General features: G+C 74.2%; 16 protein-coding genes. 5 read left to right on the top strand and 11 right to left on the bottom strand.

The window, feature by feature from the left end; genetic code table 11:
- Positions 1-2: 2 nt before the first annotated feature.
- The 3 genes from HFV08_RS24180 to HFV08_RS24190 all read left to right on the top strand — a co-directional run bounded on the left by HFV08_RS24180 (position 3) and on the right by HFV08_RS24190 (position 3,121).
- Positions 3-884 carry an alpha/beta hydrolase gene (locus HFV08_RS24180; RefSeq protein ID WP_168542398.1) on the top strand — a complete coding sequence of 294 codons (882 nt, stop codon included), beginning with the start codon at positions 3-5 and terminating at the stop codon, positions 882-884.
- Positions 877-2,037 carry a mandelate racemase/muconate lactonizing enzyme family protein gene (locus HFV08_RS24185; RefSeq protein WP_168542400.1) on the top strand — a complete coding sequence of 387 codons (1,161 nt, stop codon included), beginning with the start codon at positions 877-879 and terminating at the stop codon, positions 2,035-2,037. Before HFV08_RS24180 ends, HFV08_RS24185 begins: the two co-directional genes overlap by 8 nt.
- A 217-nt stretch (positions 2,038-2,254) precedes the next feature.
- On the top strand, positions 2,255-3,121 hold the full coding sequence (locus tag HFV08_RS24190; RefSeq protein WP_168542402.1) for an FAH family protein: 867 nt from the start codon (positions 2,255-2,257) through the stop codon (positions 3,119-3,121).
- A 78-nt stretch (positions 3,122-3,199) separates the two neighbouring features.
- On the opposite strand, the gene HFV08_RS24195 is transcribed toward HFV08_RS24190, so the two are convergent.
- From HFV08_RS24195 to HFV08_RS24240, 10 genes are all read right to left on the bottom strand, one after another.
- Positions 3,200-5,251 (bottom strand): TOMM precursor leader peptide-binding protein, encoded by a 2,052-nt coding sequence (locus HFV08_RS24195; RefSeq protein ID WP_168542408.1) that lies wholly within the window; start codon positions 5,249-5,251, stop codon positions 3,200-3,202.
- Positions 5,248-6,003, bottom strand: a complete 756-nt coding sequence (locus tag HFV08_RS24200) for an ABC transporter permease (protein ID WP_168542410.1) — start codon at positions 6,001-6,003, stop codon at positions 5,248-5,250. The genes HFV08_RS24195 and HFV08_RS24200 overlap by 4 nt, the downstream gene beginning before the upstream one ends.
- A complete protein-coding gene (locus HFV08_RS24205) occupies positions 6,000-6,983 on the bottom strand; it encodes an ABC transporter ATP-binding protein (RefSeq protein WP_168542412.1) in 984 nt (327 codons plus the stop codon). The genes HFV08_RS24200 and HFV08_RS24205 overlap by 4 nt, the downstream gene beginning before the upstream one ends.
- Before the next feature lie 58 nt (positions 6,984-7,041).
- Positions 7,042-8,157 carry a peptidase M50 gene (locus HFV08_RS24210; protein WP_168542414.1) on the bottom strand — a complete coding sequence of 372 codons (1,116 nt, stop codon included), beginning with the start codon at positions 8,155-8,157 and terminating at the stop codon, positions 7,042-7,044.
- A complete protein-coding gene (locus tag HFV08_RS24215) occupies positions 8,154-9,227 on the bottom strand; it encodes a lantibiotic dehydratase C-terminal domain-containing protein (RefSeq protein ID WP_168542416.1) in 1,074 nt (357 codons plus the stop codon). Before HFV08_RS24215 ends, HFV08_RS24210 begins: the two co-directional genes overlap by 4 nt.
- Positions 9,220-12,000 carry a lantibiotic dehydratase gene (locus HFV08_RS24220; protein WP_168542418.1) on the bottom strand — a complete coding sequence of 927 codons (2,781 nt, stop codon included), beginning with the start codon at positions 11,998-12,000 and terminating at the stop codon, positions 9,220-9,222. Before HFV08_RS24220 ends, HFV08_RS24215 begins: the two co-directional genes overlap by 8 nt.
- 12 nt (positions 12,001-12,012) lie before the next feature.
- Entirely contained in the window at positions 12,013-13,629 is a 1,617-nt protein-coding gene (locus tag HFV08_RS24225; protein ID WP_168542420.1) for a SagB family peptide dehydrogenase, read from the bottom strand.
- A 55-nt stretch (positions 13,630-13,684) separates the two neighbouring features.
- Entirely contained in the window at positions 13,685-15,730 is a 2,046-nt protein-coding gene (locus HFV08_RS24230) for a TOMM precursor leader peptide-binding protein (RefSeq protein WP_312885805.1), read from the bottom strand.
- Positions 15,727-17,931 (bottom strand): TOMM precursor leader peptide-binding protein, encoded by a 2,205-nt coding sequence (locus HFV08_RS24235; protein ID WP_168542422.1) that lies wholly within the window; start codon positions 17,929-17,931, stop codon positions 15,727-15,729. Before HFV08_RS24235 ends, HFV08_RS24230 begins: the two co-directional genes overlap by 4 nt.
- 113 nt (positions 17,932-18,044) lie before the next feature.
- Positions 18,045-19,919, bottom strand: a complete 1,875-nt coding sequence (locus tag HFV08_RS24240; protein WP_168542424.1) for an AfsR/SARP family transcriptional regulator — start codon at positions 19,917-19,919, stop codon at positions 18,045-18,047.
- 1,160 nt (positions 19,920-21,079) lie between these two features.
- Between HFV08_RS24240 and HFV08_RS24245 the strand changes: the two genes are divergently transcribed.
- Positions 21,080-21,370 (top strand): cupin domain-containing protein, encoded by a 291-nt coding sequence (locus HFV08_RS24245; RefSeq protein WP_168542426.1) that lies wholly within the window; start codon positions 21,080-21,082, stop codon positions 21,368-21,370.
- Positions 21,371-21,416: 46 nt separating this feature from the next.
- Complete coding sequence (locus HFV08_RS24250; protein WP_168542428.1) at positions 21,417-22,223, top strand: maleylpyruvate isomerase family mycothiol-dependent enzyme; 807 nt, start codon at positions 21,417-21,419, stop codon at positions 22,221-22,223.
- A 67-nt stretch (positions 22,224-22,290) separates the two neighbouring features.
- On the opposite strand, the gene HFV08_RS24255 is transcribed toward HFV08_RS24250, so the two are convergent.
- Positions 22,291-23,328, bottom strand: a complete 1,038-nt coding sequence (locus tag HFV08_RS24255) for an aldo/keto reductase (RefSeq protein ID WP_168542430.1) — start codon at positions 23,326-23,328, stop codon at positions 22,291-22,293.
- Positions 23,329-23,462 lie beyond the last annotated feature (134 nt).

A 23,462-nucleotide genomic window follows, 5' to 3' on the forward strand; every position in this document is an offset into this window, starting at 1 on the left:
CCGTGATCGAGACCAAGAGGCCGCCGCAGAACGTGCGCAAGGAGATCATCCCCCTGGTGTCCGGCGGCACCGAACTCGCCCTGCACCGCTGGCAGCCCGAGAAGCCGGCCAAGGGAGCCGTCTTCTACTTCCACGGGCTGCAGAGCCACGCCGGGTGGCTGTGGGAGGTCGGGCCCCGCTTCGCCGACAACGATGTTGCGCTCTACGTACTGGACCGGCGCGGCAGCGGGGTCAGCCAGGGCGAGCGCCACGAGATCCCGGACGTGGAGACCGTCGTCGCCGACTATGTGCACGCCCTCACCGAGGTGCGGCGCAGGATCGGCGAGACGGTCCCGCTCACCCTCTTCGGGCACTGCCTGGGCGGCTCCTTCCTGGCGGCCCTTCTGCACCACGAGTCCTTCCGGGTGCCCTACCAGGCGGTGGTCTACTGCTCCACCTGGCTGGGGCGGCTGCACGCCCTGCTCGGCGAGGAGGAGCGCGCCGCCCTCGCCGCGGAGGACAGCGCGGAGCTGTGGGACGCCGGGCTCAAGTCCGAGGACTTCACCGACGATCCGCTCTACCGGCGCTTCATCGACGAGGACGACCTGGCACTGCGCCGGATCACCCGCCGCTCCCGCGCCACCCTGCTGGGCCTGGAGGAGCTGTACCTCGCTCCGCGGCGGACGCTGCCCGAGGTGCCCTCGGCCTTCGTCTCCGGGCTGACCGACCCGATCGTCGACCTGGACGCCACCCACCGGGTCTTCGGGGAACTGACCGCCGACCGCGGGATGATCCTCAAGTTCCCGACCCCGAAGCACTACCTCTTCTACACGGACGTCCGTGACGACCTGGTCGACTGGACCAGCACGCACACCTTGCTGCAGGGCGTGGACCGCGATGGCTGAGGCCCTGCTGCACCGGGTGGCGCTGCCCATGCGGATCAGTTTCGACCACCCGGCGGCCAAGCGCTCCACCAGCGACAGCCTGGTCCTTCGGCTGCGTCTGGACGGCGCCCAGGGCCTCGGCGAGTGCGCGCCCCGGCGCTATGTCACCGGGGAGACCACCGGCAGCGTGACGGAGGCCCTGCGGCGGGTGCCGCTGGACAAGCTCTTCGCCGTGCTGCGCGGCAGCTCCCCGGCGGACCTGCTCGCCAGGCTGCGCGAGGAGGACTTCGGCGCGGTCTTCGGCATCGACGGCGGCAGCAATCTCCTCTGCCTCCTGGAGACCGCGGTACTCGACCTGCTCGGACATCAACTGGGCCTCTCCACCTACGAGTTGCTGCCGGACGAGGGCCAAGGCCCGGCGCCCGCACGGCTGCCGGTCTCGCAGGTCCTCGATCTCAGCCTGGACGTGGAGGAGTTCCTCGACACCCGGGGCCCCTTCCATTTCGTGAAGGTCAAGGCCAGCGACGACCTCGCGCGGGACCTGCGGACCGTACGCGCGATCCGCGGGCGGCTGGGCGAGGCGGTGCCGATCCTGGTCGACGCCAATATGAGCTGGACGGCCGAGGACGCGGTGGACTGGGGCAGGCGGCTGCACGAGGCCGGTGCCGCCTATGTGGAGGAGCCGCTGCCCCCGCGCTCCTGGGAGCAACTGCGGGCGCTGCGGCGGGAGTCGGGGCTCAAGGTCATGCTGGACGAGTCGCTGTGCACCGCCGAGGACGCCCGGCGGGCGGTCGCCGAGGAGGCCTGCGACGTCTTCAACATCCGGCTCGCGAAGAACGGCGGACTGCTGCGCTCGGCCCGGCTCGCCGCCCACGCCCGGCAGCAGGGCCTCGGCTTCCAGTTCGGGGTGCAGGTCGCCGAGGTCGGGCCGCTGATCAACGCGGGCCGCGCGCTGGCCTTCCGCAACCCGGACGCGCTGACCGTGGAGGGCGGCCAGTCGGACCGCTTCTTCCCGGAGATGATCGTCTCGCCCGCCCCGGTGGTCGACCGCACGGCCAACACCCTCTCCCCCGCCCCCGGTCCGGGGCTCGGACTGCGGCTCAACCCCTCGGCCCGGGAGTGGGCCGCCCTCCGCTACGACGAGGCCTCCGGCCACTGGCGCGCGCTCTCGTGACCGGATCCCTCCGGCCGGGGGGGGGGGGGGGCCCGCCCCCGGCCGGGGCCCCCCCCCCCCCCCCCCCCCCCCGAAAACCCCCCCCCGCCCAGGGGCGCGCGCTCTCGTGCCGGTTACCCACGGCGCGGGCGGGGAGCCGGACCGCACCGGTCCGGCTCCCCGCCCGCGCCGGAACCCGCAAGAACTCCCGTACGAACTCCCGCAAGGAGACGGCAAGATGACGGTGCTCTTCGAATGCGTCCACCAGGGCGAGCGGTACTTCGGCTTCGGCATTCCTGCCGAGGGCGAACCGCTGCGGCTGCACCGGCTGGACGGACTCGACCTGTCCGCCGCCCTGCTCGACGCCGCGGCCTCCGGTGCGGACCCCCGGGCGGCGCTGACCGCCGGGCGGCCCGCCGTGGAGGTGCCCTGGACGGAGTCCGCCGGGGTGGAGTTCCGGCCGCCGCTGCTGCCGGACTCGGTGGGGGACGCCCTGATCGGCGGCTTCATGCAGACGCACAACGTCAAGGTGGACGCCGCCACCCAGTCCCAGCCCAACTGGTTCTTCAAGAGCCTCGGCGAGGGCCTGCGCGTCTCCGGCAGCGAACTGGCCGTCCCCGCCTCCTCGCTGGCGATCTGCGAGGAGGCCGAGGTCGTCCTCGTCTACGCGGTCGACGCCTCGGGCGAGCCCCGCTACCTGGGCCACGGCTTCGGCAACGACCTCACCGACATCGGCCGCTTCAAGCGGCACGCCGGCCACCTCTCGTACGCCAAGCTCTGCGAGGCCGGGATCTCCCCCTTCCTCTTCCTCGGCGAGCCGCCGGAGTCGGTCACCGGCACGGTCACCATCGAGCGGGGTGGACAGGCCGCCTACCAGGGCGAGTTCACCACCGGGACCAAGGCCCTGCACTACGGCCTCGCCGACATCATGACGGAGCTGTTCTCCTACCGGGCGCTGCACCACCCCGGCCGGATCCACTACGTCTACCTGGGCGCCGACCGCAGCAGCTTCCACGGCGGCCACCAGATGGCCGACGGCGACCGGATCACCCTGGACTTCGCCAGCCACGGGGTGGTGCTGAGCAACACGGTGCGCTGGAGCTGACCCCGGCTCCACCACGGCGAAGGCCGCACCCCCTGCCCAGCGGGGGTGCGGCCTTCGCCGGTCGGCTGCCCGGGCCCGTCAGGGGAAGGGGTGCGGCACCATCCGGATCTCCGCCTCGGCCAGGTCCGTGGTCCGCAGCCCCGCCCGGCGGGCCGCGGTGCGCAGCCGGGGCAGGTACGGGGCGCGCTGCCGGGTCCAGCCGAAGTCGATCGGCAGCAGTCCCGGCACCACGGCGCAGACCGTGTGCAGGCCCATCCGCTGCTGCTCCGGGGTGGTCTGGTCGACCATCAGCACATCGTGCCCGGCGGCCGTCAGCTCGGCGCTGAGGTGCCCGAGGTCGTCCCGGAGGTCGCCGGTGCGGGGGCGGCCGCGCTCCTGCCAGTCGCCGTAGAGCTCCGCCACGGAGTGCCTGCGGGCGCGCAGATACGGGGCGACGTGCTCGGTCATCCGCGGCAGCCCGTACAGCTGGGCGTGGTCCTTGAGGTGCTTGACGAGGCGGAAGTCCTCGGCCATGGCGTCGAGTTCGGCCCGCCGTCCGGCCACCTGGCCGGGCAGGTGCGGGATGTAGGTGAGCACCTCCGAGAGGGCGGCCTCTAGGGCGCCGACCGGGTCGAGGGCGGCGCCCGCGCCGAAGGAGTACGTACCGGGGCCGCCGTCCCTGCGGACCGCGAGGCCGGTGACGACCGGGACGTCGAGGTCGATCCGGTTGTCGAAGGCGTGCACCTCGTAGCCCTGGAGGGCGGCCCGGTCGGTCATGGTGCGCACCGCGGGCGAGTCCACGGTGGCGAGGTCGATCTCCGGCAGGGTGAGCCCGCTGTACCAGGCGAGCAGGAAGGCGTCCCGCTCGATGAGTTCGAGCAGGGCACCGAGCATGGCCTCCTCGCGGCAGCTGCCGATGGCGCAGCCGTTGGAGCACTCGAAGACGAAGTTGTCGGCGGCGAGACCCGCGCTGTAGTGCACGAGCCGGGCGGGCACCAGGACCGGCCGGTCGTCGCGCAGCGAGTGCCCGTACACCCAGGGGATCGGGCGGGAGGGGTCGAAGGGCGAGACCAGCGGGTCGGTGCGGTAGGTCTCGGGGGCGTAGAAGCCGCAGGCGGCCGGGTCGAGGGCGCGGTCGCCGAGTTCCTCGTAGGAGGCGGTGAGCAGGGTGTTGCCGGTGCGGCGGTGGGTGCCCGCGTAGCGCTCCAGGCCTTCCAGGAAGGCCAGGTCGCGGCTGTGCGTGAAGCTGTTGGCCTGGCCGCTCCAGGTGACGTCGGTCAGTCCGGCGTAGCCGCGCATGAAGACGCTGCCCGCGACGGGGGCGGTGGTGGGCGAGGTGACGTTGATCCAGGTGCCGCCGCCGAGCAGCCCGGTGACCGGGTTGGCGAGGGCGTCGGAGGGCAGCGGGAAGTCGGCCGCGCGGCGCAGCCGGGCCGCGTCCGGGGCGGGTTTGGGCCGGGGGGCCGGGGTGAAGCGGGCCGCCTCGGCGCTGTCGGTGCCGCGCGGTCCGCAGTGCGGGCACAGCGGGTCGGCGAGCAGCGGGTAGCTGCGGACCTGGAGGGTGGCGAGGTCGAGCCGGGTGACCTGGGGCAGCGCCCGGTCGGCCGCGGTCGGGCCGGGGGCGAGCGGGGTCCGGCCGCCGCCGGAGACGGCCTCGTACAGGGCGAGGGCGGTGTCGAGGAGGTAGCCGGGCAGCCGGGGCCAGTCGGGGGCGACGGTGGTGGCCTTGGTGGCGGGGCGGGAGCCGGTCTCCAGGGCGTCGCGTTCGCTGCGGGAGCGCAGCCGCTGCCAGCGCATGGCCAGGCACTGCCCGCAGGCGGGCGCGGTGCCGTCGCCGCCCCAGGGCCCGATGAGCAGGGCGCCCGCGGTGAGGTGCACCCGGGCGCCGGGGCGGACGGCGGCGAAGGGGTCCGCCGCGCGGGGGCCGAGCGCGTCGTGCACGCCGACGGTGACCACGGTGGGCAGGCCCGCCGGCGCGCCCGGGAGCGAGGCGGCGAAGGCGTGCCACAGCTCCCGGCGGGCCGACTCCAGGGCGGTCGCGTCCGGGGCGCGGACGTCGCCGGGCGGGGCCGCGGGGGCGGCCGGGGCCCGGTCGGTGACGGTGGTGCCGGGGGCGGCGGTCGTGCTCGGGTGCCGGATGACCTCTGTCATGTGCGGTTGCTCCATCTGAAGACCTTGAGCCCGATCACACCGAAGACCACGGCGAAGGCGGCCATCGCGGCGCAGTCGACGCCGATGTCGGCGAGTCCGCCGTCGCCGGTCAGGGTGGCGGAGGCGGCGTCGTTGAAGTAGTAGAGCGGCAGGACCTTGGCGACCGTCTGGAGCCAGGACGGCATCATGTCGATCGGCAGGAAGGAGCCGGAGAGGAAGGCCATCGGCACCATCAGGCAGTTGGCCATGGCCGCGACCGACTCGGGAGAGTCGGCCCGGGAGCCGATGATCACGCCGATCGCGAGGAACGCGGTGATGCCGGCGAGCAGGACGGGCAGCGTCAGCGGCCACTGGGCGTCGAGGCTGAGGCCGAAGAGCGGCAGCAGCGACACCGCGACGAAGAAGACCGCCTGGACCAGACCGATGGCGAGCGCGAGCACATAGCGCGAGGCCAGGACCGAGGTGACCGGGGTCGGGGTGAGCCGGATGAGGCGCAGCAGGTCGTCGCGGCGCCACTGCATGAGCGTGAAGGCGATGGCGAAGACGGCCGCGTTGGCCACGCCCCAGGACATGACGCCGGGCGCGATGTAGGAGATGTACGGGCGGCCGGTCTCGCTGACGTCCTGGTCGCTGTAGATCAGGCCGAAGACGACGAGGAAGATCAGCGGGAAGGCGAAGGTGAAGAAGAGGGTCACCTTGTCGCGGACCGCGGCGCGGTATCCGGCGGCGGTCAGTGTCGTGTATGCGCTCATGCCTTCTGCTCCGTCGGGTGGTGGTGCGCGCTCGTACCGTCGGGCGCGGGGGCGCCGGTGAGTTCGAGGTAGACGTCTTCGAGGGTGGCCGTGCGGGTCATCACGCCGTCCAGGCCGGTGAGGGCGTCGAGTGCCTGGAGGACCTTTCCGGTGGCGGCGGTCTCCAGGACGAGGGATCCGCCCTGGACCGAGGCCCGGTCGACGCCGGGTATCTCGGCGGCCTTCTGAGGACTGAGGCGCCCGGCGGGCAGCATCAGCCGGGAGGGGGCACCGGTGGCGCTGACCAGTTCGTGCGGCGAGTCCAGGGCGCGGACCCGGCCCGCCATCAGGATCGCGACCCGGTCGCACAGGGCCTCGGCCTCGTCGAGGTGGTGGGTGGTGTAGACGATGGTGCGGCCCTCGCCCTTGAGCGTGCGCAGCACCTCCCACAGGTCGCGGCGGGCCTGCGGGTCGAGGGCGGCGGTCGGCTCGTCGAGGAAGATGAGTTCGGGGCCGTGGACCAGCGCGGAGGCGATGGCGAGGCGCTGGCGCTGGCCGCCGGAGAGGTTCTCGACGAGGGTGTCGCGCTGCGGTCCGAGGCCCACGGTCTCCAGGCTCCGGTCGGCGGCCGCGGCACCGGCCCGGTACAGGGCGGCGACGGTGACCAGGTGTTCACGGGCGGTCTGCCGGACGAAGAAGGCCGAGGACTGCGTCTGCACGCCCATCCGCGGCAGCAGTGCCGTGTTGCGGGGCCAGGGCGACTGGCCGAGCACGGTGACCTCGCCCGAGTCCGCCTCGCGCAGGCCCTCCATGATCTCGACGAGGGTGGTCTTGCCGGCACCGTTGGGGCCGAGGAGCCCGAAGAACTCCCCGTGCCGGACGTCCAGGGACACACCGTCGACGGCCCGGTGGGCCCCGTAGCTCTTGCGTACCTCGCGGACGTGGATCGCCGCGTCGCCCTCGGCCGGGGGTACGGGCTGGTGGTGGACGGCTGCTGTCATGGTGGGCGTGCCCCTCGGTGTGGTTCGGGTGGTGGCGGGTGTCGGGGTCGGGGGTCGGTCAGCGGGTGGCGGCGAAGGACCAGACGGCGAGGACCGCCGTGGCGAGCAGGCAGCCGACGAGGACCGCGGAACCGGCGCCGTAGACGGTGTACACCGTGCGGGCGCGGGGCGGATAGGCCTCGGCCCGGGTACGGTCGCGCAGCCACAGCCGCATGTACTCGCTGCTGCCCGGGGCGAGCCGGGTGACCCGCAGGGCGTGCCCGAGCATCGTGTATCCGTCCAGCGGCGGCAGCGGCACCAGGTTGACCAGCGCCTGCAGACTGCCGGCGAGCAGCACCACGGACAGCACCCTGCGGGTCGGGTCGCCCTCGTCGAGCAGCGTCCACCAGAGCCAGAACGGCAGCAGGAACAGCAGGTTGGCGAAGGCGCCCGCCGCCGCGACGGCGAGCTGGTCCCTGCGCCGCCGCAGATAGCGGTAGTTGTCGACGGTGCAGTACATGATGGCCACCGGCAGCCGCCAGCGCAGTCCGATCTCGCTGACGGTGCCCCCGACATGGCGGGCCGCGACCCCGTGGGCGAGTTCGTGCAGGGCGGTGCTCAGCCACATCAGGGCGGCGACGGCGGACAGCGCGACCGGCCGGTGCAGCAGCCACCAGGTGTCGTCGGCGAGCACCGGCACCTCGGTGGCGAGCAGGACCTCCATGCAGAGGCACAGCAGCAGGAGCGGCAGCAGGACAAAACGGCTGAGCAGGGGGCGCAGCCCGCGGTGCAGCCGGGCCGTGGTGGCGTCCGCGTCGGCGACCATGCGCAGGGTGCCCTTGAGGAGCGTGCCGCTGAACGGCTTCGCGGACCGCTGGGGCGCGGCCTCCGGTGGGGCGCCCGCGAGGAGGCGGCGGCTGCCGAGGAGGGCAAGCAGCTGCTGCCAGTTGGCCTCGCCGAGCCGTCGGCCGAAGGCCGTGCCGTACTCGGTGCCGATCTCCTCCAGGGTGCGGCGGCCGTCGAGGCGGGACAGGAGGAAGAACTCCTTCGGTCCGACCTCGAAGGCCGAGCCGCTCACCGGGTCCTTGACCAGGTGGACGGTGGCCGCCCCGTTGAGCAGGGGCGGCGAGAGCAGGATCCCGTCCCTGAGCGCGGGCTTGAGGGCGGTGAGTGCTCCCCGTTCGACGGGCGTCACGGTGCCACCGCCGTGGCCGAGGGCTCCTGCTCCCGCAGGACCCGGCCGAGGAGCTGGGACAGGTAGGCCTCGTCGCGGACGGTCACATGCAGCCGGTTGTTGGTCATGTGCATGTACGGGAAGAGCAGCAGCGGGAGCGCGGCGGCGGGGTCCTCGAAGACCTGGTCCTGCGGGGTGTTCGGGAAGCGGAAGACCAGCTTCTTCTGCCGCGCCAGCTCCGCGGCCCGGGTGCGCAGTTCGATGCAGTGCTCGGCCCAGCCGCGCAGGAAGGCGGGGAGCTTGCCGAGTTCGCCGGAGGCCATGGTCTCGCGCACGGCGGCGAAGCGCTTGGCGACGCCGGGCGCGGCGGCGGCGTACTGGCGGTCGTACTCCTCGGAGCCGATGAAGTTGGTGCCGGGGAAGGCCCGGTTCCAGAACTCGTAGTAGCGGTCGAAGAAGTCGGCCAGGCTCTCGCGGTCGGGCAGGAAGGCGGCGGCCATCACCATCATGAGCTGGGCGGAGGAGCCGAGCAGGACGGTGCGCAGGTGCAGGTTCATGGAGCGCAGCCCCTCCATGACGAGGTCGCTGGAGTGCGCGAAGTGCCACTCGGCGAGCTCGATCCCGGCGGGGCCGCCGTACTTGCCGTACTCCGGCTCGTACGCCTCCCAGGTGTAGGAGTTGTTGGGGCGCAGGTTCATCCGGCCGTCGGGGCCCATGAAGGCGCTGCGGTCGCCCTCGGGGAACTCGATCTCGAAGAGGGCGTTGTAGAACTCGTTCAGGAAGCCGGAGTCGACCTGGTAGAGGGCGGGCCGGGTCCGCAGGAAGGCGCTCACGGCCTCCTCGGCGCGGCGGCGCACCTCCTCGGTGAGCGCGGGCCGCGCGGGGCGCAGCCGCAGCCGTACGTGCGGGCCCTCCAGCCAGTAGTTGATGAAGAAGTGCCCGTCGATCAGGCCCTCCTCGGTGAGGGCGGTGATCAGCGGCCGGACGCAGGTCACCAGGAGGGGCTGCGGGTTGGCGGCGTAGAAGATGTGCATCGCCTGCCAGGGGCCCGGTTCGACGCCCTCGGCGGCAAGGGGGGTGGGCTCAGGCATGGGGGTCGCCCTTCGGGTGTCGGCGGGTGGTGAAGGTTTCCACGGCGAGTTCGGCGACGTGGGTGCCCGCGGCGGAGCGCACGTGCAGTCCGCCGCGGCCGGGCAGCATCTCGCGGAAGACGACCCGGTGCTCCGGCTCGCGCAGCAGCGTCTCGAAGGCGCTGAGCGACAAGGGGCTGGCGAAGTCCACGTACTGCGGTTTGACTCCGAGCGGTCCCGGTCCCGCCGAGACGGTGGCGAAGACCTCGTCGGGCAGTCCGTGGGCGTGCCGCCAGCGCTGCCAGTCGAGGAAGTGGTCCGCCTCGCCGGTGCCGGCGGCCGGGGCGGGGAGCCGCCCGGCCGTGGTGGTCCAGCTCCGGCGGCTGAGCACGATGTCCTCGTGCACGACCCGGGGCCGGGTGGTGACGCCGTCCCGCTCGGCGCCCTCGGGGACCCCGGCCCACACGTCGAGCGGGGACATCGAGGACGGGGAGAGCAGCAGCAGGGTGCGCGAGATGGCGGGCAGCGCGAGCGGGACGAGGTAGCCGAGGTAGACGGGGACCACCTCGGTGCCGAGCCGCTTGGAGCGCAGCAGGACGCGGTCCTCGCCGGGGTCGTGCACGGCGTAGAGGTCGTCCAGGTGGAGCTGGCGGTCCTCGGGGACGCTGGCGGTCTCGCCGGGGCAGACGATCTGGTAGTCCGTCAGGCGGCCGTGCAGATTGAGGTTGGTGGTGACGGGGCCGCCCGTGACCTCGGCCAGGACGGCTCCGGGCGGGGTGACGCGGCCCGCGGTCGCCCGCAGTTCGTCGGAGAAGGCGGTGCCCTCGCCGTCGAAGGCCTGGGTGAAGCGGCTGAAGGGGAAGGAGAGGCCGCCGTAGGAGCGGTTGAGCACCGTCAGCTCGGCGCCGGTCTCCGGGTCCCGGACGAGTTGGAGGTGGTGGCACCGGGGGGCGAAGCCCGAGGTGAGGGGGGTGATCTCGGCGGCGACCCCGGCGAGGTCGGCGGAGTCCAGGCGGAGTTCGCCCCGCCGCGGATCGTGGCCGGACCAGGCGGCGCGCATCCGGTCGATGAAGGCCCGGCGGGCGCTGTCGACGGCCTTGATGCCGGGCAGGCCGAGCCAGTTCTCCTCCGGTACGTACTCGCCGTCGGGGCCGATCGCGCTGCGCCCGGAGGTGAAGGACAGGTACTGGTCGAAGAAGTCCTCGTGGAAGTCGTGCACCAGGCCGAGCAGGTCCTCGCAGCGGCCGCCGGAACCGTAGCGCGCGGTGAAGAAGCCCTCGAAGGTGATGCGCTGGGGCAGGGTCACGTCGAAGGCGGGCAGGACGCCCTCGACCCGCCGCAGGCTGCCGCCGTCCCCGTGCGCCCAGGCGGGCGGCGGGCAGGGCAGGTCGGCGCCCGCGGTGACATCCTCGTAGAGCAGGGTCTGCGGGAGCGGGGTGTCCTCGGCGGCGCCGAGTTCCCGCTGGACGCGGCCGAGGGCGGCGCGCAGTGTCCGCAGCAGGGCCGCCCGCTCGGTGTGGTCGGCCTTCGGGTAGCGGGCCATCGCCTCGGCGGGCTCGTCGAGCAGCCCGGCGAGGCGCAGGGACCAGTCGGTGCCGAGGCCGGTGAGCGCCTCCTGGAAGGTGCGCAGCGGTTCGCCGCTGTGCACATCGGTGTCGAGCAGCGGCACCCGCACCATGCCGAGCTGGAGCAGGGCCGCGACATAGGCCTCGCAGCCCTCGGCGTCGGCGCCGTGCTCCTCGGCGAGCCAGTCGGCGAGTTCGTGGTGGCGTACCTCGGTGCGCTCGCCGAAGAGGCCGAGCAGCCGGTCGAGGGTGCCGCTGCGGCGCAGGAAGAAGAGCCGGTCCTTGACGGCGTCGAAGGTCATCGCGGCCGAGTCGTCCCCCGCGGTGACCCAGCGCCGCACGTAGCGGACCCGGTCGTCGTCGCGGCCCCAGCCGGAGGCGAGCCGCAGCGGCAGGTCGCGCCGGTACTCGGGCCGGGCGAGCAGGAGTTCGGCGAGCCGGGCCAGGACCACGACGTTGAGGCGGACGTGGCTGGTCCACTCCTCCTCGATGCGCATCTCGGCCGTGCCCGCGCCGTCCGGCGCCGCCGGTTCCTCGGCGAAGAGGCCGGTGGCGACCCCGGTGAGCGTGCTGAAGGGGCTGGTCTTCAGGGCGGTGCGGTACAGGTACTGGAGCACCGAGCGCTCCATCTTGCGCATCCGCCCGTTGGGCGCCCGCTCCCCGGCCCGCAGATAGCCGTCGAGCTGCCCCTCCAGTACGGGCGAGGCGAGCAGCAGGCCGCGCCGCAGCCGGGGGTCGGTGAGCAGCTCGCGCAGGACGGCCCGGGCGGCGGCGAGTTCGGTGCCGAGCAGGGGGGCGCCCTCGGCGTGCAGGCGGTCCAGCTTCCGGCGTCCCTCGATCCAGGCGCGGACGGGCGCGGTGGCGGCGGGGTGCACGACAGAGAGGAGGTGGACGGCGCGGGCCGGGTCGGCGGGCAGCCGGTTGTTGTGGATCCGGCGGCGCAGCGCGAGCAGTTCACGGCGCTGGGCGGCGCCCTCCTCCGAGTCGGTGTCGGTCGCGCCGACCGCTTGGTGCAGCAGGTCGCTCAGCGGCTCGGCACCGGCGGCGAGGGCTTCCTCGGCGGCGAGGACATCCTCGGCCCAGCGGTGGGCGTCCGCGCAGCGCAGGCCGTCGGCGGCGGCCGCCGGGAGTCCGGCGACGCGCAGCATGAAGCGGCGGCCCAGGTGCCAGTCGGCGTCGCCGGGCGCGCTCTCGGCGGGCCGGGGCGTCGCGGAGGTCGGGGAACTCATCTTTCGTTCCTCTCAGGCGATTTCGTGGCGGAATTCGGCGGGCCGGGGCCGTTCGTTGCCGAGCAGCATGATCAGCAGCGGGGCCTCGTCCCCGTCCTGGAGCCCGAGTTCCTCGACGTAGGAGATGTTGTCGAAGCCGAGGGCGACGCCCGCACCGAGGCCGAGCGCGGAGGCCGCGGTGTAGAAGGTCTGCGAGACGGCACCGACGGTGCCGGCGACCAGCCGGTATCCCCGGTCGCCGACCGCGTCGAGGACGGCGGTGGTGCGGACCGTGGGCACCAGGACGGCGCCCGCCTGTTCCAGGTTGTAGTTGGAGAGGAAGTAGTTGCGCTGGAGGAAGGCGCCCGAGGAGCCGGGGGTCACCAGCCTGAGCGCGTGGGCCTCGGGATCGTAGGCGTAGGCGCCGGGCTTCAGGCCCTCGACGTGGTTGACGAAGGCGTAGAGCCGGGTCAGGGCGGTGCCGCCGGGTTCCTCGGCGTCGCTGCCGAGCGAGGTGGCGGCGCAGGCGGCGAGGGTGGAGGCGAGCTGGACCGCCGTCAGGGGGCGGCGGGCGTCGAAGCGGCCGAAGCTGCTGCGCCGTCTGCGCAGCACCTCGGAGACCGAGGCCTTCGGCAACTCGGGCGCGGGCAGCGCGAGTTGTCCCTCGCCCCGGACGGGCAGGGCCCCGGCGGCCGACGCCAGGGTGCCCGGGGCCGGGCGCTCGGTGGCGTGCTCGGCGGTGGCCCGGTGGACCTTCTGCAGGGTGTCGAAGGAGAGCAGGGTGCGGGAGGCCGTGACGTCCCGGTGCCGCACGACCGGGGCCGGGCTCGGCGCGGGGCCGGGCGGCCGGGAGCCCTCCCAGGACAGCGGCACGACCGCGAAGATGCCCTCCTCGGCCTCGTCCGCCGGGTTCTCGGGGCGGTCCACCCCGAGCAGCCGGGACAGGCGCTCCTCGTCGAACCAGAGCGCGGGCGCGATGCGCAGGCCCAGCGGCCGTGCCCACATCCGCCAGGTCTGCACCACGGTGCCGAGGTCCATGCTGACCACGTGGAAGGAGAAGTTGTTGTACTTGAAGGCGTTCTGCCAGTACTTGATGCCGAGGATGAGGAACTGGTCGGTGTCGGCGCCCTCGGCGCCCTCCCCGAGGGCGGCCCTGACCTCGCCGGTCACCTCGCCGGTGAGGAGCCTGTTCACCGCGTGCTGGGACGGGGAGTAGTGGTACAGGCCGGGCGTCAGCGGCCCGCTGGGGCCCGCGGCCCAGTAGACGCTGACCGGGTAGAGGCCGCCGCCGGAGGCCGTGCCCCGGGAGAAGTTGGCGTGGGTCGCGTGCGGCAGCCCGGCGAGGTCCGTGTTGGCCTGCACGCCGAGCCGGCGGTCGACGAGCCCGTAGGAGTCCTGGAGCATGCCCGCGAGCAGCGGCAGGGTGAAGGCGGCGCCGTCCGCGGCTTGCCCGGGCCCGGGCAGGCAGCCGGCGGCGATGTCCGCCTGCGCCGCCTCGGCCGGGCTCTGGGGCAGCGGGAAGGTCTCGGTCCCGGGATAGAACTTGTTCTTGCGGGGGCGGTCCGCCCAGTTCGGCACGAAGTCGACGGGCTCCATCGGGACCCGGCTGCGCCACATGATGTCCTTGGCGTACTCATGGGCAACACCCATGGGGTCCTCCTCTCTGCGGCTCTCTGGGGCTCTGCGGGGCACGACCGGCGGGCGGTCAGGGGAAGGGGTGCGGTGCGGGGTTGAGGTCCTCGGGCAGCAGCTCCCGGTCCCGCAGGCCCGCCTCGTGCAGGGCGGTACGCATCCGGGGCATGGTGCGGGCCCGCTGCCGGGACCAGCCGAAGTCGATCGGGAGCAGCCCCGGTACGAGCACCGAGACGGTGTGCAGGCCGAGCCGCCGCTGTTCGGGCAGGCTCTGGTCGACGACCACCACGTCGAAGCCCCGCTCGGCCACCGCGCCGACGCAGCGGGCCAGGTCCTCGCCCAGGTCCGGTGCGGCCTCGCGGCCCTGCGCGTCCGGCCAGGCGAGGTCGGCGAGCGGGCGCGGGTCCGGTGCGGCGCCGGGGGCGCGGAGCAGGAAGTCGGCGTACCGGCCCATCTCCGGGACGCCGTAGACGAGCGGGTGGTCGTGCAGGGCGGTGACCTGGTCGAAGTCGGCGGCCATGGCGCGCAGCCGGTCCTCGTCGCGCACCGTGCGGTCCTGGAGGTTCACCGCGTCGGTGGCGATCTCGCAGAGCGCGGAGTCGAGGGCGGACTCGGGGTCGAGCCCGGCTCCGGCGCCGAAGCACATCCGGCCCGGGCCGCCGTCGAAGCGTTCGGCGACGGCGGTCACCACCGGCACCGGGAAGGAGATCCGGGTGTCGAAGAAGCGGGCCCGGTAGCCGTACATGGCGAGCCGGTCGACCATGGCGCGGGTGGCGGGCCTGGTGCTGCTCGCCGGGTCGATCTCCGGCAGCGGCTGCTGCCCGTACCAGGTGAGCAGGAAGGCGTCCCGCTCCACGACCTCCATCAGGCCGAAGTAGGCGGCCTCGGCCCAACTGCCGCCGGAGGCGCAGCCGTTGGAGCTCTCCTGCACGAACCGGTTCTCCAGGCCCGGCGCGTGATAGTACGTCAGGATCTCGGGCACCAGGCGGGGTTCATTGTCGCGCAGCGACCAGCCCCACACCCAGGGGATCTCCCGGTCCGGGTCGAAGGGGCGCACCCGCGGGTTGTCCCGGTAGAACTCCGGGGCGTACAGGCCGACTTGGCGCGGGTCCACGGCCTGCGCGCGGTGCTCGTTCAGGCTGCCGCGGACGGTGAGGGCGCGCCCACGCGCGCGCATCCCCGCGTAGCGTTCCAGCCCTTCGAGGACGCCGACGCGGGCGCTGCGGGTGAAGGAGTTGGTGTGCCCGCCCCAGAAGGTCTCCCGCAGGTACTCGCCGGAGCGCATCGAGAAGCAGCCGATGGTGGCCGAGGTGGAGGTGGAGGAGACGTCCTGCACCAGGGAGGGCCCGAGCGCCCCGCAGACCGGGTTGGCGAAGGCCGCCACCGGCAGTCGGTACGACTCCAGGGCACGGGTGCGGAAGGTGCCGGTCCGGTGCTTGGGCGAGGGCTCGCCCGGGGGCCGGGCCGCCTCGGCGGTGTCCTGCTCCCGGACGCCGCAGCGCGGGCACTCGGGGTCGGGCACCAACGGATAGCGGCGCACCGCGAGCGAGGCCAGGTCGAGCAGCCGGATCTCCGCGAACGGGCCCTCGGGCGGCGGGACTTGGGCGACCGCGCAGGCGAGGGCCGCGAGGGTGTCGGCGACCAGCGCCGTGGCGAAGGGCCAGGACCCCGCGGTACGGGTGCCGCCGCCCAGTTCCAGGGCGTCGCGCAGGGCGACCGAGCGCACCGCCTGCCACCGGCGTTCCAGGCAGCGGGCGCAGCCGGGCGCGCCCTCGGCGGTGACCGGGCCGAGCACCGCGTGGCGCCCGTAGAGCCAGACCGGCAGCGGCGCCGATCCGGTGACCGGGCCGCCGAGGAGGAGCGCGTCCCCGGTGCGGGCGGCGCCTTCGCGGTCCGCACCGGAGGCGTCCGGGCGGGCGGCTCCGGAGCCGCCCGTGGCAGCGTTCCCGGAGTCCCCCTCCGCGTCCTCCTGGAAGGCGTCGGTGAAGCCGAGCGCGGCGAGGCGGACCGCCGGGCCGCCGAAGTCCCGTAGCGCGCGGTCGAGTCGGGCGGTGAAGTCGCCCAGCTCGCCCAGCCGGGCCGGGCCCGGCGGGGCGCTCCTGAGGGTGGGCGCGCTCACCGGGCGGCTTCCGCGCCGAGCAGCACCCGTACGGTGTGGATGCCCGCCGCGCGCAGGTCGGCGGAGCCGGTGGCGGCGGCGTAGGCGTCCCGGCCCGCGGCGCGCAGCCGGTCCAGGACCTCGGTCCAGGCGAGGGGGGTGCCCCGGTCCGCCTCGGGGGCGGTGCCCGAGACGGTGAGGGTGCGGGCGTCGAAGTCGCGCAGCAGCGGGTCGCCGGTGTCGACCGGACCGCCCGCCTCGTCGGCCGCGTACTGGACGGCGCCGAGCAGCTCGCGCAGGGCGGCGACGGCCGCGGTGCGCCGGTCGCTTTCGCTGCCGAGGGCCCAGTGCTCGCCGTGCCGGGCGAGCAGCACGCTCACTCCGCTGCGGTCCTCCTCGCCGAGGTCGAGCAGTTCGGCCTCGATGCCGAGCCGGGCGGCGGAGCGGACCAGGAAGAGCAGTTCGGCGTCCCGGCCGTCCGGTTCGTCGACGGCGTCCGGCGCGGGCAGCGGGACCCGGGAGGCGGCGGCGCCCCGGACGGCGCGCAGCAGGGCGTCGTGGCCGAGCGCGGAGAGCAGCCCGCGCACGGCGGCCTCGGCCGGGTCCTGGCCCGCGCCGGTGCCCGCGGAGCTGCGCTCGAAGCGGCGGTCCTCGTTGTCGGGGCCGAAGGGGCGCACCGCGCCCGCGGGGACCAGCGCGGGCTCCTTGGTGACCAGCGAGACCGCGGGCAGGTGGCGCACCGGGCCGCCGGTGGTGAGTCCGCTGGCCAGCACCAGGGAGCCGGGTTCGACCCGGGTGCCCGCCTCGGCGGCGTCGACCACGTCCCGGGCCGGGACCACGTGTTCGGCGTAGACGCGGGCCGCGGCGTCCAGGGCGCGCAGCCGGGCCCCGGCGACGTGGTGGATGTCGAAGGCGGCGACGGTGCGGCTCGGCCCGTGTCCCAGGCCGAGTTCGACGGCGCCGGTCTTCAGCGGGATCTGGGTGAGCGGTTCGTCGGCGAAGCGCTTGAAGACCCCGGCCCTCGAACGCACGAGCACGGTACGGGAGTTCAGCTCCTCGACGAGTTCCTCGGCCTCCCGGGCGGTCTCCAGGGTGGGCAGCGCGGGGCCGCTCGCGGCGTCCGCGGTGGTGAGGTCGGCGGCGGGCACCGGCTCCGGTTCGGCGCAGTACGGGCAGCGCGGGTGCGGCAGCAGCGGCTCGGCGGTGACGTCCAGGGACTCGGTGTCCTGGACGACGAGCCGGCCCTCGGTCTCCGGCGGCAGGGCGCCCGAGGTGAGCCGGAAGACCTCGTAGCCGAGGAGGTTGCCGGTCATCGCGGCGAGCGGGCGGCCGGGCACGGCACCGTGCGGCGCGCTGCCGGGGACGGCCAGGGCGCTCCACAGGTCGGCGGCAGCGCCCCGGTCGCCGTTGGAGCCGAGCCGGAGGGCCGCGCAGGACCAGCAGCCCGTCGAGCCGTGGCTCATCAGCGGGCCGACCACGGTGTCCTTGCCGAAGGACCAGGCGGCGAGGAGCCGCCGCCCCTCGGGCACCCCGGCCCGCAGCAGGGCGGCGATCCGGGCGGGCGCGGTCTCCCCGGTGACCAGGACGACGTCCCAGCCGTCGAGTCCGGCCCAGGAGGCGGGGTGCGCGGCGCCCTCACCGGGCAGCGCCACGAGCTGTACGGGGCAGCCGTCGGCCTGCGCCTCGGCGGCGTCGGCCTCGGCCGCGGCGAGGTCGAGACCGGCTTCGGTGCCGATGGCGGCGCAGCCGTTGCGGACCAGGCTGCGCACCGCCCACTCGGCGACCAGGTCCTGCCCGAGCACGGCGACCCGGGTGTCCCGGAAGCGGGCGAAGCGGGCCTCGGCGTCGTCGGCGTAGTGGTCGGCGTAGGCGATCTGCGGGCCGTAGCGGCGGGCCACGTCCGCGGACAGCGGGGTCCGAGCCGCGTCCGGGTCCGGGGCGGGGACGTCCCGGGCGAAGTCCCGGTCGTAGAGCGTCCGGACGAGTTCGCCGACCATGGCACGCTGTGCCTCGCCCAGTCCTTCGCAGAGCTGGGCGACGGAGTTCTCGCCGGTCAGATGCGGGACGATGAGGGTGGCGAAGCGGTAGGCGGACTTCGCGTTGAGCCGGAAGCCGCCGTCGGCGTTGTGGAAGAGCACGCCCTCCGGTGTCTCGGTGAAGAGCACGTCCCGGCGGATGCGCGGCCGGGTCGCGGCGACGGCTTCGTAGCTGGCTGAGGCCATGAGTGGACACCCCTGTTTGCGGAATCGGAGCGGTTCGGGCGAGCGGTGCGGTAGGGCGGGGCCGGGCGGCGGACGGTACGGGGACCGGGGCGCGGCCGGCGGCTCCTCCCGCTTCAGTGCGGTACGGCGGCGGGCTCCGCTGACTTCGTACGGTGATGCCAACGCGCGTAGAGCTGAAGGAAAGAATGCATGCGGTAAGGACCGGGCGGGCCGTCTTCGAGGAGTCCGGCCTCGGCGAGCTGCTCCAGTACGGTCTCGGCGTCGCCGAAGCGCTCCGGTACGTCCGCCGGGTGCACGATGCCGCCGTCCGCCTCCGCGCCCAGGTGCAGGAAGGCGGCACCGGCCTCGGGGTCCAGGGCGTCCAGCGCCTGCCCGAGCACGGCGGGCACCGAGAGCCGCGGGTCCTCGGCGAGGGTGAGGCGGGCGGGCGGGTTCCCGGCGAGCCAGTCCAGGCAGGCCTCGACGGTCAGTCCGGGGCGGGTGAGCAGGCGCGCCGCCGCGATGCGCAGGGCCAGCGGGAAGTGCCCGCACAGCTCGGCGAGTTCGGCGGTGGCGCGGGGCTCGGCGGCGGTGCGCTCCTCGCCGAGGAGTGCGGCGAGCAGGCTCCGGGAGTCCGCGGCGGGCAGCACGTCCAGCCGGTGCACGGCGCCGCCGTGGGTGGCGACCACCGCGGCGAGTCCGCGGCGGCTGGTGAGCAGCACCGCCGCGCCCTCGGGGGCGGGCAGCAGCGGGCGCACCTGCCAGCCGCTGGCCACGTCGTCCAGGACGAGCAGGCGGCGGCCCGCGTCCGGTTCGGCGGGCCGCAGGCGGGCGGCGGCCTCCTCGCTGGTGAGCACGGAGCCGTCCGGCCGGGACATGGTCACCACGGTGACGCCGCCGGGGAAGGAGTCCCGTACCTCGTGAGCGGTCTGCAGGGCGAGGGCGGTCTTGCCGATGCCGGGTGCCCCGGAGACGACGACCAGGGCGCCTTCGCCACCGTCGGCGAGCAGCCGCCGCGCCAGCTCCGCGCGCTCGCGCACGCGTCCGGTGAAGCCGGGCACGGCCCGGGGCGCGGGCGCGGCCGGGACCTCGGCGGTGACCGTCCGGGGCGCCTGCACGGCGAGGGCGGTGGCGGTCACCGCGACGCGGGCGGGCCCGGTCGGCGCGGGCTCCTCGGGGGCGCCGACGAGGGCGGTCAACGGGGCTCCGGCGGCGGTGAGTTGGGGGCGACCCTGGGCAGGCAGGGCGGCGCGGGGTGCGGGGCTGAGCGGGCCGAGGTCCTCGGCGCGCAGGATGGCGAGCTCCAGGCGCTGGAGCCCGGGGCCGGGGTCGATGCCCAGCTCGTCGTGGAGCCGCTCCTTGACGGCGCGGTACTCGGCGAGCGCCTCCGCCTGCCGGCCGGTGCGGTAGAGGGCCTCGATCAGCTGCTCGGCGAAACGTTCGCGTCCGGGGTGGTCGCGGACGGTGTCCCAGAGGTCCACCAGGACCTGCCGGCACTGGCCCGCGGCGAGTTCGAGGTCGCAGACCCGCTCCAGGACGCCCAGGCGCTCCTCGACCAGGCCGGGCAGCGCGTCGCGGTGCAGCATCCGGGAGGCGACATTGGCCAGCAGCGGCCCGTGCCAGAGCGCGAGGGCCTCCTTGAGCCGGTACAGCTCGCCCTCGGCGTCCTCCCCGGCGGGTGTGTCGGCCAGGGCGCGGAAGCGGACCAGGTCGAGGGTCCGGTCGCTGGCGTGCATGCGGTAGCCGCCGGGCACCGACTCGATGGTGGCGCCGTCGATGCCGTACTTGGCGAAGATGCGCCGCAGCCGCAGCACACAGGTCTGCAGCGCGGCCCGTGCGGTCGCGGGCTGCTCCTCGTCCCACAGGGCGCGCAGCAGATAGCCGGTGGACACCACCGAGTTGGGGTGCAGGAGCAGGGCCGCGAGCAGGCTGGTGGGCTTGGAGGGCTTCAGTACGGCGGTCTCGTCACCGTTGGCGATGCTGAGCGGGCCTAGCAGCTGGAACCGCATGGGCGGCACTCCGTGTCATGTCTCCACGCGGAACAGCGACAGCCACCGAGGGGCACAAGGCCGTGAACCGGCACCCGGCCGCCGGGCAGGTCCCCGGCGGAACTCCCGGAAAAGGATTCACCGGAGTGATTCCTTCCGCCCTGATACCGCCCAGTTCGGCACCGCATCGACGAGTTCCCCCCTTGAACCTCGGCGTTGTTAATGACCTGTGCTCACACATCACGGTGAACACAGGACCACCATGAAACCAACTCCGGGAAGTGCGCAGTGAGCACGGAGTATGGACAACTGTTCGGTGGCCAAAAGCCGTTGGGCATACTATTCAGTGGATTCCGATAAGTCGACCCATCGGTTCCCAGTCAAATCGGACCACTTGATCCCGGGGACCCGCGGCGCGGCAGCCGCTCCCGGCCCACACACCCGGCCTCGGGCCGGCCAGCCTCCGCGCGGAGCCGCCCCGTCACGCCTGTCTGCGCACTACAGACGCGGTCCGGGCACCCGGGGACCCGGGGCGACGGCACCCCGGGGGAAAGATGAGCAGTATTCATTTCAGGTCCCCACCTGGTCCGCTTCAGGACAGGCGATGGACGCGAAACGGACAACTCAACTGGAAAGTATTTTCCCCCGGGCGGCCGGAATTACCCCCCGCGGGGGCCAGGGGCAGCACGATCATGCGCGGGAAATGACAATGGCGCGGGACGGCCGCCGGCCCGGCGAGCCCCTTCCGCGAAGCCCCGAAAGGGGCGCACACCCGCACCCCGGCAGCCGAGCCAAAGACGGTGAAAATCGGGGCAATAACGCACGGCCTTTACGTATCCGTCACTGGTACGCGCGGTTCACAGTCGGCATCGCCCGTGTCACCGATAGCGACCGCGAGAACCATTCGGAGCCGCCGGGAGAAAAGGCGGCAACTCCTTTACCCAGAAGGCCTCTTGGATAAACGGGACTCCTCGGCAGGCCCTGCCCGGTCGGCCCCGCGAGGGCGTTTCCCCCGCCCGGCCGCCCACCCGCGCGAGAGATCCGCCGGTTCAGGGGCGGCGCGCCCGGAAGCATCCCGCCCATCAACTGGCCTGGCCGCGCAGCGGATTGCTGTCCCTGCGCGCCGGTGCGGACACCTGGATGCTGCCGCCGGGCATGGCGCCGTGGATCCCCGCCGGGTCGTGCACGCCACCGGCGCCTTCGGCAGCGCCGACCTGCGCAGCCTCTATGGGGACCGCGCGCACTGCCCGCTGACCTGGTCGCGGCCCACCGTGGTCGCGGTCCCGGCGCCGCTACGCGAACTCCTCGACCACCCGGCCCGGCCCGAACTCGGCGCGGACGCCCGGCTGCACGCCCAGACGGTCGTCTTCGACCTGCCGCGCCCGCTGTCCGTGAAGACGCTCCCGATCACCGAACCCGAGGACCCCCGCGCCCGGCTGGTGGCCGCCGCCTCGCCGCCGATCCCGCGCTGATCCCCGCGGGCCCGGGCGCCCGCGCCCGCCGGACTACGATCACGTCATGACTGTGCTGAGCTACGACCGCCGCCTCGCCGAACTCGGCGTGCAGACCGGCCTGTTGCGCTCCCACGCGCAGGGGGCGGACCTGCGGGTGCCGGTTCCCACCTGCCCCGGCTGGCACCTCGGCCAGCTCCTCGGCCATGTCGGCGGGGCGCACCACTGGGCCGGGTCCGTCGTCCGCAGCCGGACCACCGAGCCGGTCTCGGAGGACCTGGTCAACGACGTCTCCGCGTACACCGAGGCCGACCCCGGCAAGCTGGACGCCTGGCTCGCCGAGGGCGCGGCCGGGCTGGCCGAGGCGCTGCGCGACGCCGGGCCCGGAACACCCGTGTGGAGCCCCGGGCCGGAGGGCACCACCGACTTCTGGGCCCGCCGGATGCTGTACGAGACGGTGGTGCACCGGGCCGACGCCTGCGGGGCGCTCGGCGTGGAGTTCACCCTGGACGAGGAGCTGGCCGCCGACGCGGTGGAGGAGTGGATGGGCTTCGGCACCGTGCCGGAGGTCCTCGAACCCCAGCCCGGCCTGCCGCCCCTGCTGGGGCCCGGCCGCCGGCTGTACTTCCACGGAACCGGTACCCGTACCCCGGTCCGGTGGCTGGTCGACCTCACCGGGCAGGCCGTCCGCTGCCACCCCGTAGCGGAGGACTCCGCGCGGGAGGCCGCCGTCACCGTGACCGCCCCGGTGGCCGATCTGGCGCTGCTTCTGTACCGGCGGCGCACCGCCGCGGACGAGGGGGTCGAGGTCCGCGGCGACGCGGGGCTGCTCGACCTCTGGCTGGAGTGCGCGGGCTTCTGGCTGCGGGCCTGAGACGACGGCGTTCCCCGGGCGGCGCGGTCCCGCGCCGCCCGGGGAGCACGCCCCCGAGGCGAACCGCTCAGCCGTGTGAACGCCGCCGCAGCGCGGGCTCGTCGAGCACCGGGGGCCGGTAACCGGCGTCCCGGGCCGAGAGGTTGGTGCCCGGCGGCACGATGGCGTCGATCGCGTCGAGGATCTCCGGGCCGAGGGTGAGGGCGTCGGCGCCGAGCTGGCTTTCGAGCTGCTCGAAGGTGCGCGGACCGATGATGGCCGAGGTGACCGCCGGGTGTTCGAGGACGAAGGCCAGGGCGAGCTGCACCAGGGTGAGCCCGGCCTTCTCGGCGAGCTGGGCGAGGGCTTCCGCCGCCTCCAGCTTGGCCCGGTTCTCCGCCGCGCTCACGTCGAAGCGCTCCGGCTGGCGGTCGGCGCGGGTGACCCGGGGCTGTGCGGCGTCCTTGCGGAAGCGTCCGGAGAGCCAGCCGCCGGCCAGCGGGCTCCAGGTCAGTACGCCGAGTCCGTAGCGCTGGGCGAGGGGCAGCACCTCGCGTTCGATGCCGCGGGCGAGCAGCGAGTACGGGGGCTGCTCGGTCACCACGCGTTCCCGGCCCCGGCGTTCGGCGATCCACTGGCCCTCGACGATCGCGGAGGGTTCGAAGGTGGAGCTGCCGATGTAGCGGATCTTGCCCTGGTGGACCAGGTCGGACAGGGCGCCCAGGGTCTCGTCGAAGTCGGTGCCGGGCTCGGGCCGGTGCACCTGGTAGAGGTCGATCCAGTCGGTGCCGAGGCGGCGCAGGCTGTTCTCCACCTCCCGGATGATCCAACGCCGGGAGTTCCCGCGCTCGTTGACGTCCTCGCCGAGCGCGCCGTGGAACTTGGTGGCCAGCACGACGTGGTCCCGGCGGCCTCCGGCGAGCGCCTTGCCGACGATGGTCTCGGACTCCCCGGCCGAGTAGACGTCGGCGGTGTCGACGAAGTTGATGCCCGCGTCCAGGGCGCGCCGGATGACGCGCACGCTGTCCTGGTGGTCCCGGTTGCCCCGGGCGCCGAACATCATCGTCCCCAGGCACAGGGGGCTGACCTGGACGCCGGTGCGTCCGAGGGGGCGGTAGGCGGTCATCGTGAACTCCTGGTGGTGAGAGGGGACTTGGCGGGGGGAGGCGCGGGGTGGCTGTCCCCCGGCCGCGGGTGCGGGTCCGGGAGCCGCGGGGGCCCGGCCGAGCCGGTCCCCGGCCGCCGCCGCGCGGGTGGCGG

This window comes from Streptomyces physcomitrii, from assembly GCF_012273655.1.
GTDB lineage: Bacteria > Actinomycetota > Actinomycetes > Streptomycetales > Streptomycetaceae > Streptomyces > Streptomyces physcomitrii.

Coding starts and splice junctions, on each gene's coding strand:
- HFV08_RS24185 (WP_168542400.1), top strand. CDS start 877: ATGGCTGAGGCCCTGCTGCACCGGGTGGCGCTGCCCATGCGGATCAGT.
- HFV08_RS24190 (WP_168542402.1), top strand. CDS start 2,255: ATGACGGTGCTCTTCGAATGCGTCCACCAGGGCGAGCGGTACTTCGGC.
- HFV08_RS24195 (WP_168542408.1), bottom strand. CDS start 5,251: ATGACAGAGGTCATCCGGCACCCGAGCACGACCGCCGCCCCCGGCACC.
- HFV08_RS24200 (WP_168542410.1), bottom strand. CDS start 6,003: ATGAGCGCATACACGACACTGACCGCCGCCGGATACCGCGCCGCGGTC.
- HFV08_RS24205 (WP_168542412.1), bottom strand. CDS start 6,983: ATGACAGCAGCCGTCCACCACCAGCCCGTACCCCCGGCCGAGGGCGAC.
- HFV08_RS24215 (WP_168542416.1), bottom strand. CDS start 9,227: ATGCCTGAGCCCACCCCCCTTGCCGCCGAGGGCGTCGAACCGGGCCCC.
- HFV08_RS24220 (WP_168542418.1), bottom strand. CDS start 12,000: ATGAGTTCCCCGACCTCCGCGACGCCCCGGCCCGCCGAGAGCGCGCCC.
- HFV08_RS24225 (WP_168542420.1), bottom strand. CDS start 13,629: ATGGGTGTTGCCCATGAGTACGCCAAGGACATCATGTGGCGCAGCCGG.
- HFV08_RS24235 (WP_168542422.1), bottom strand. CDS start 17,931: ATGGCCTCAGCCAGCTACGAAGCCGTCGCCGCGACCCGGCCGCGCATC.
- HFV08_RS24240 (WP_168542424.1), bottom strand. CDS start 19,919: ATGCGGTTCCAGCTGCTAGGCCCGCTCAGCATCGCCAACGGTGACGAG.
- HFV08_RS24250 (WP_168542428.1), top strand. CDS start 21,417: ATGACTGTGCTGAGCTACGACCGCCGCCTCGCCGAACTCGGCGTGCAG.
- HFV08_RS24255 (WP_168542430.1), bottom strand. CDS start 23,328: ATGACCGCCTACCGCCCCCTCGGACGCACCGGCGTCCAGGTCAGCCCC.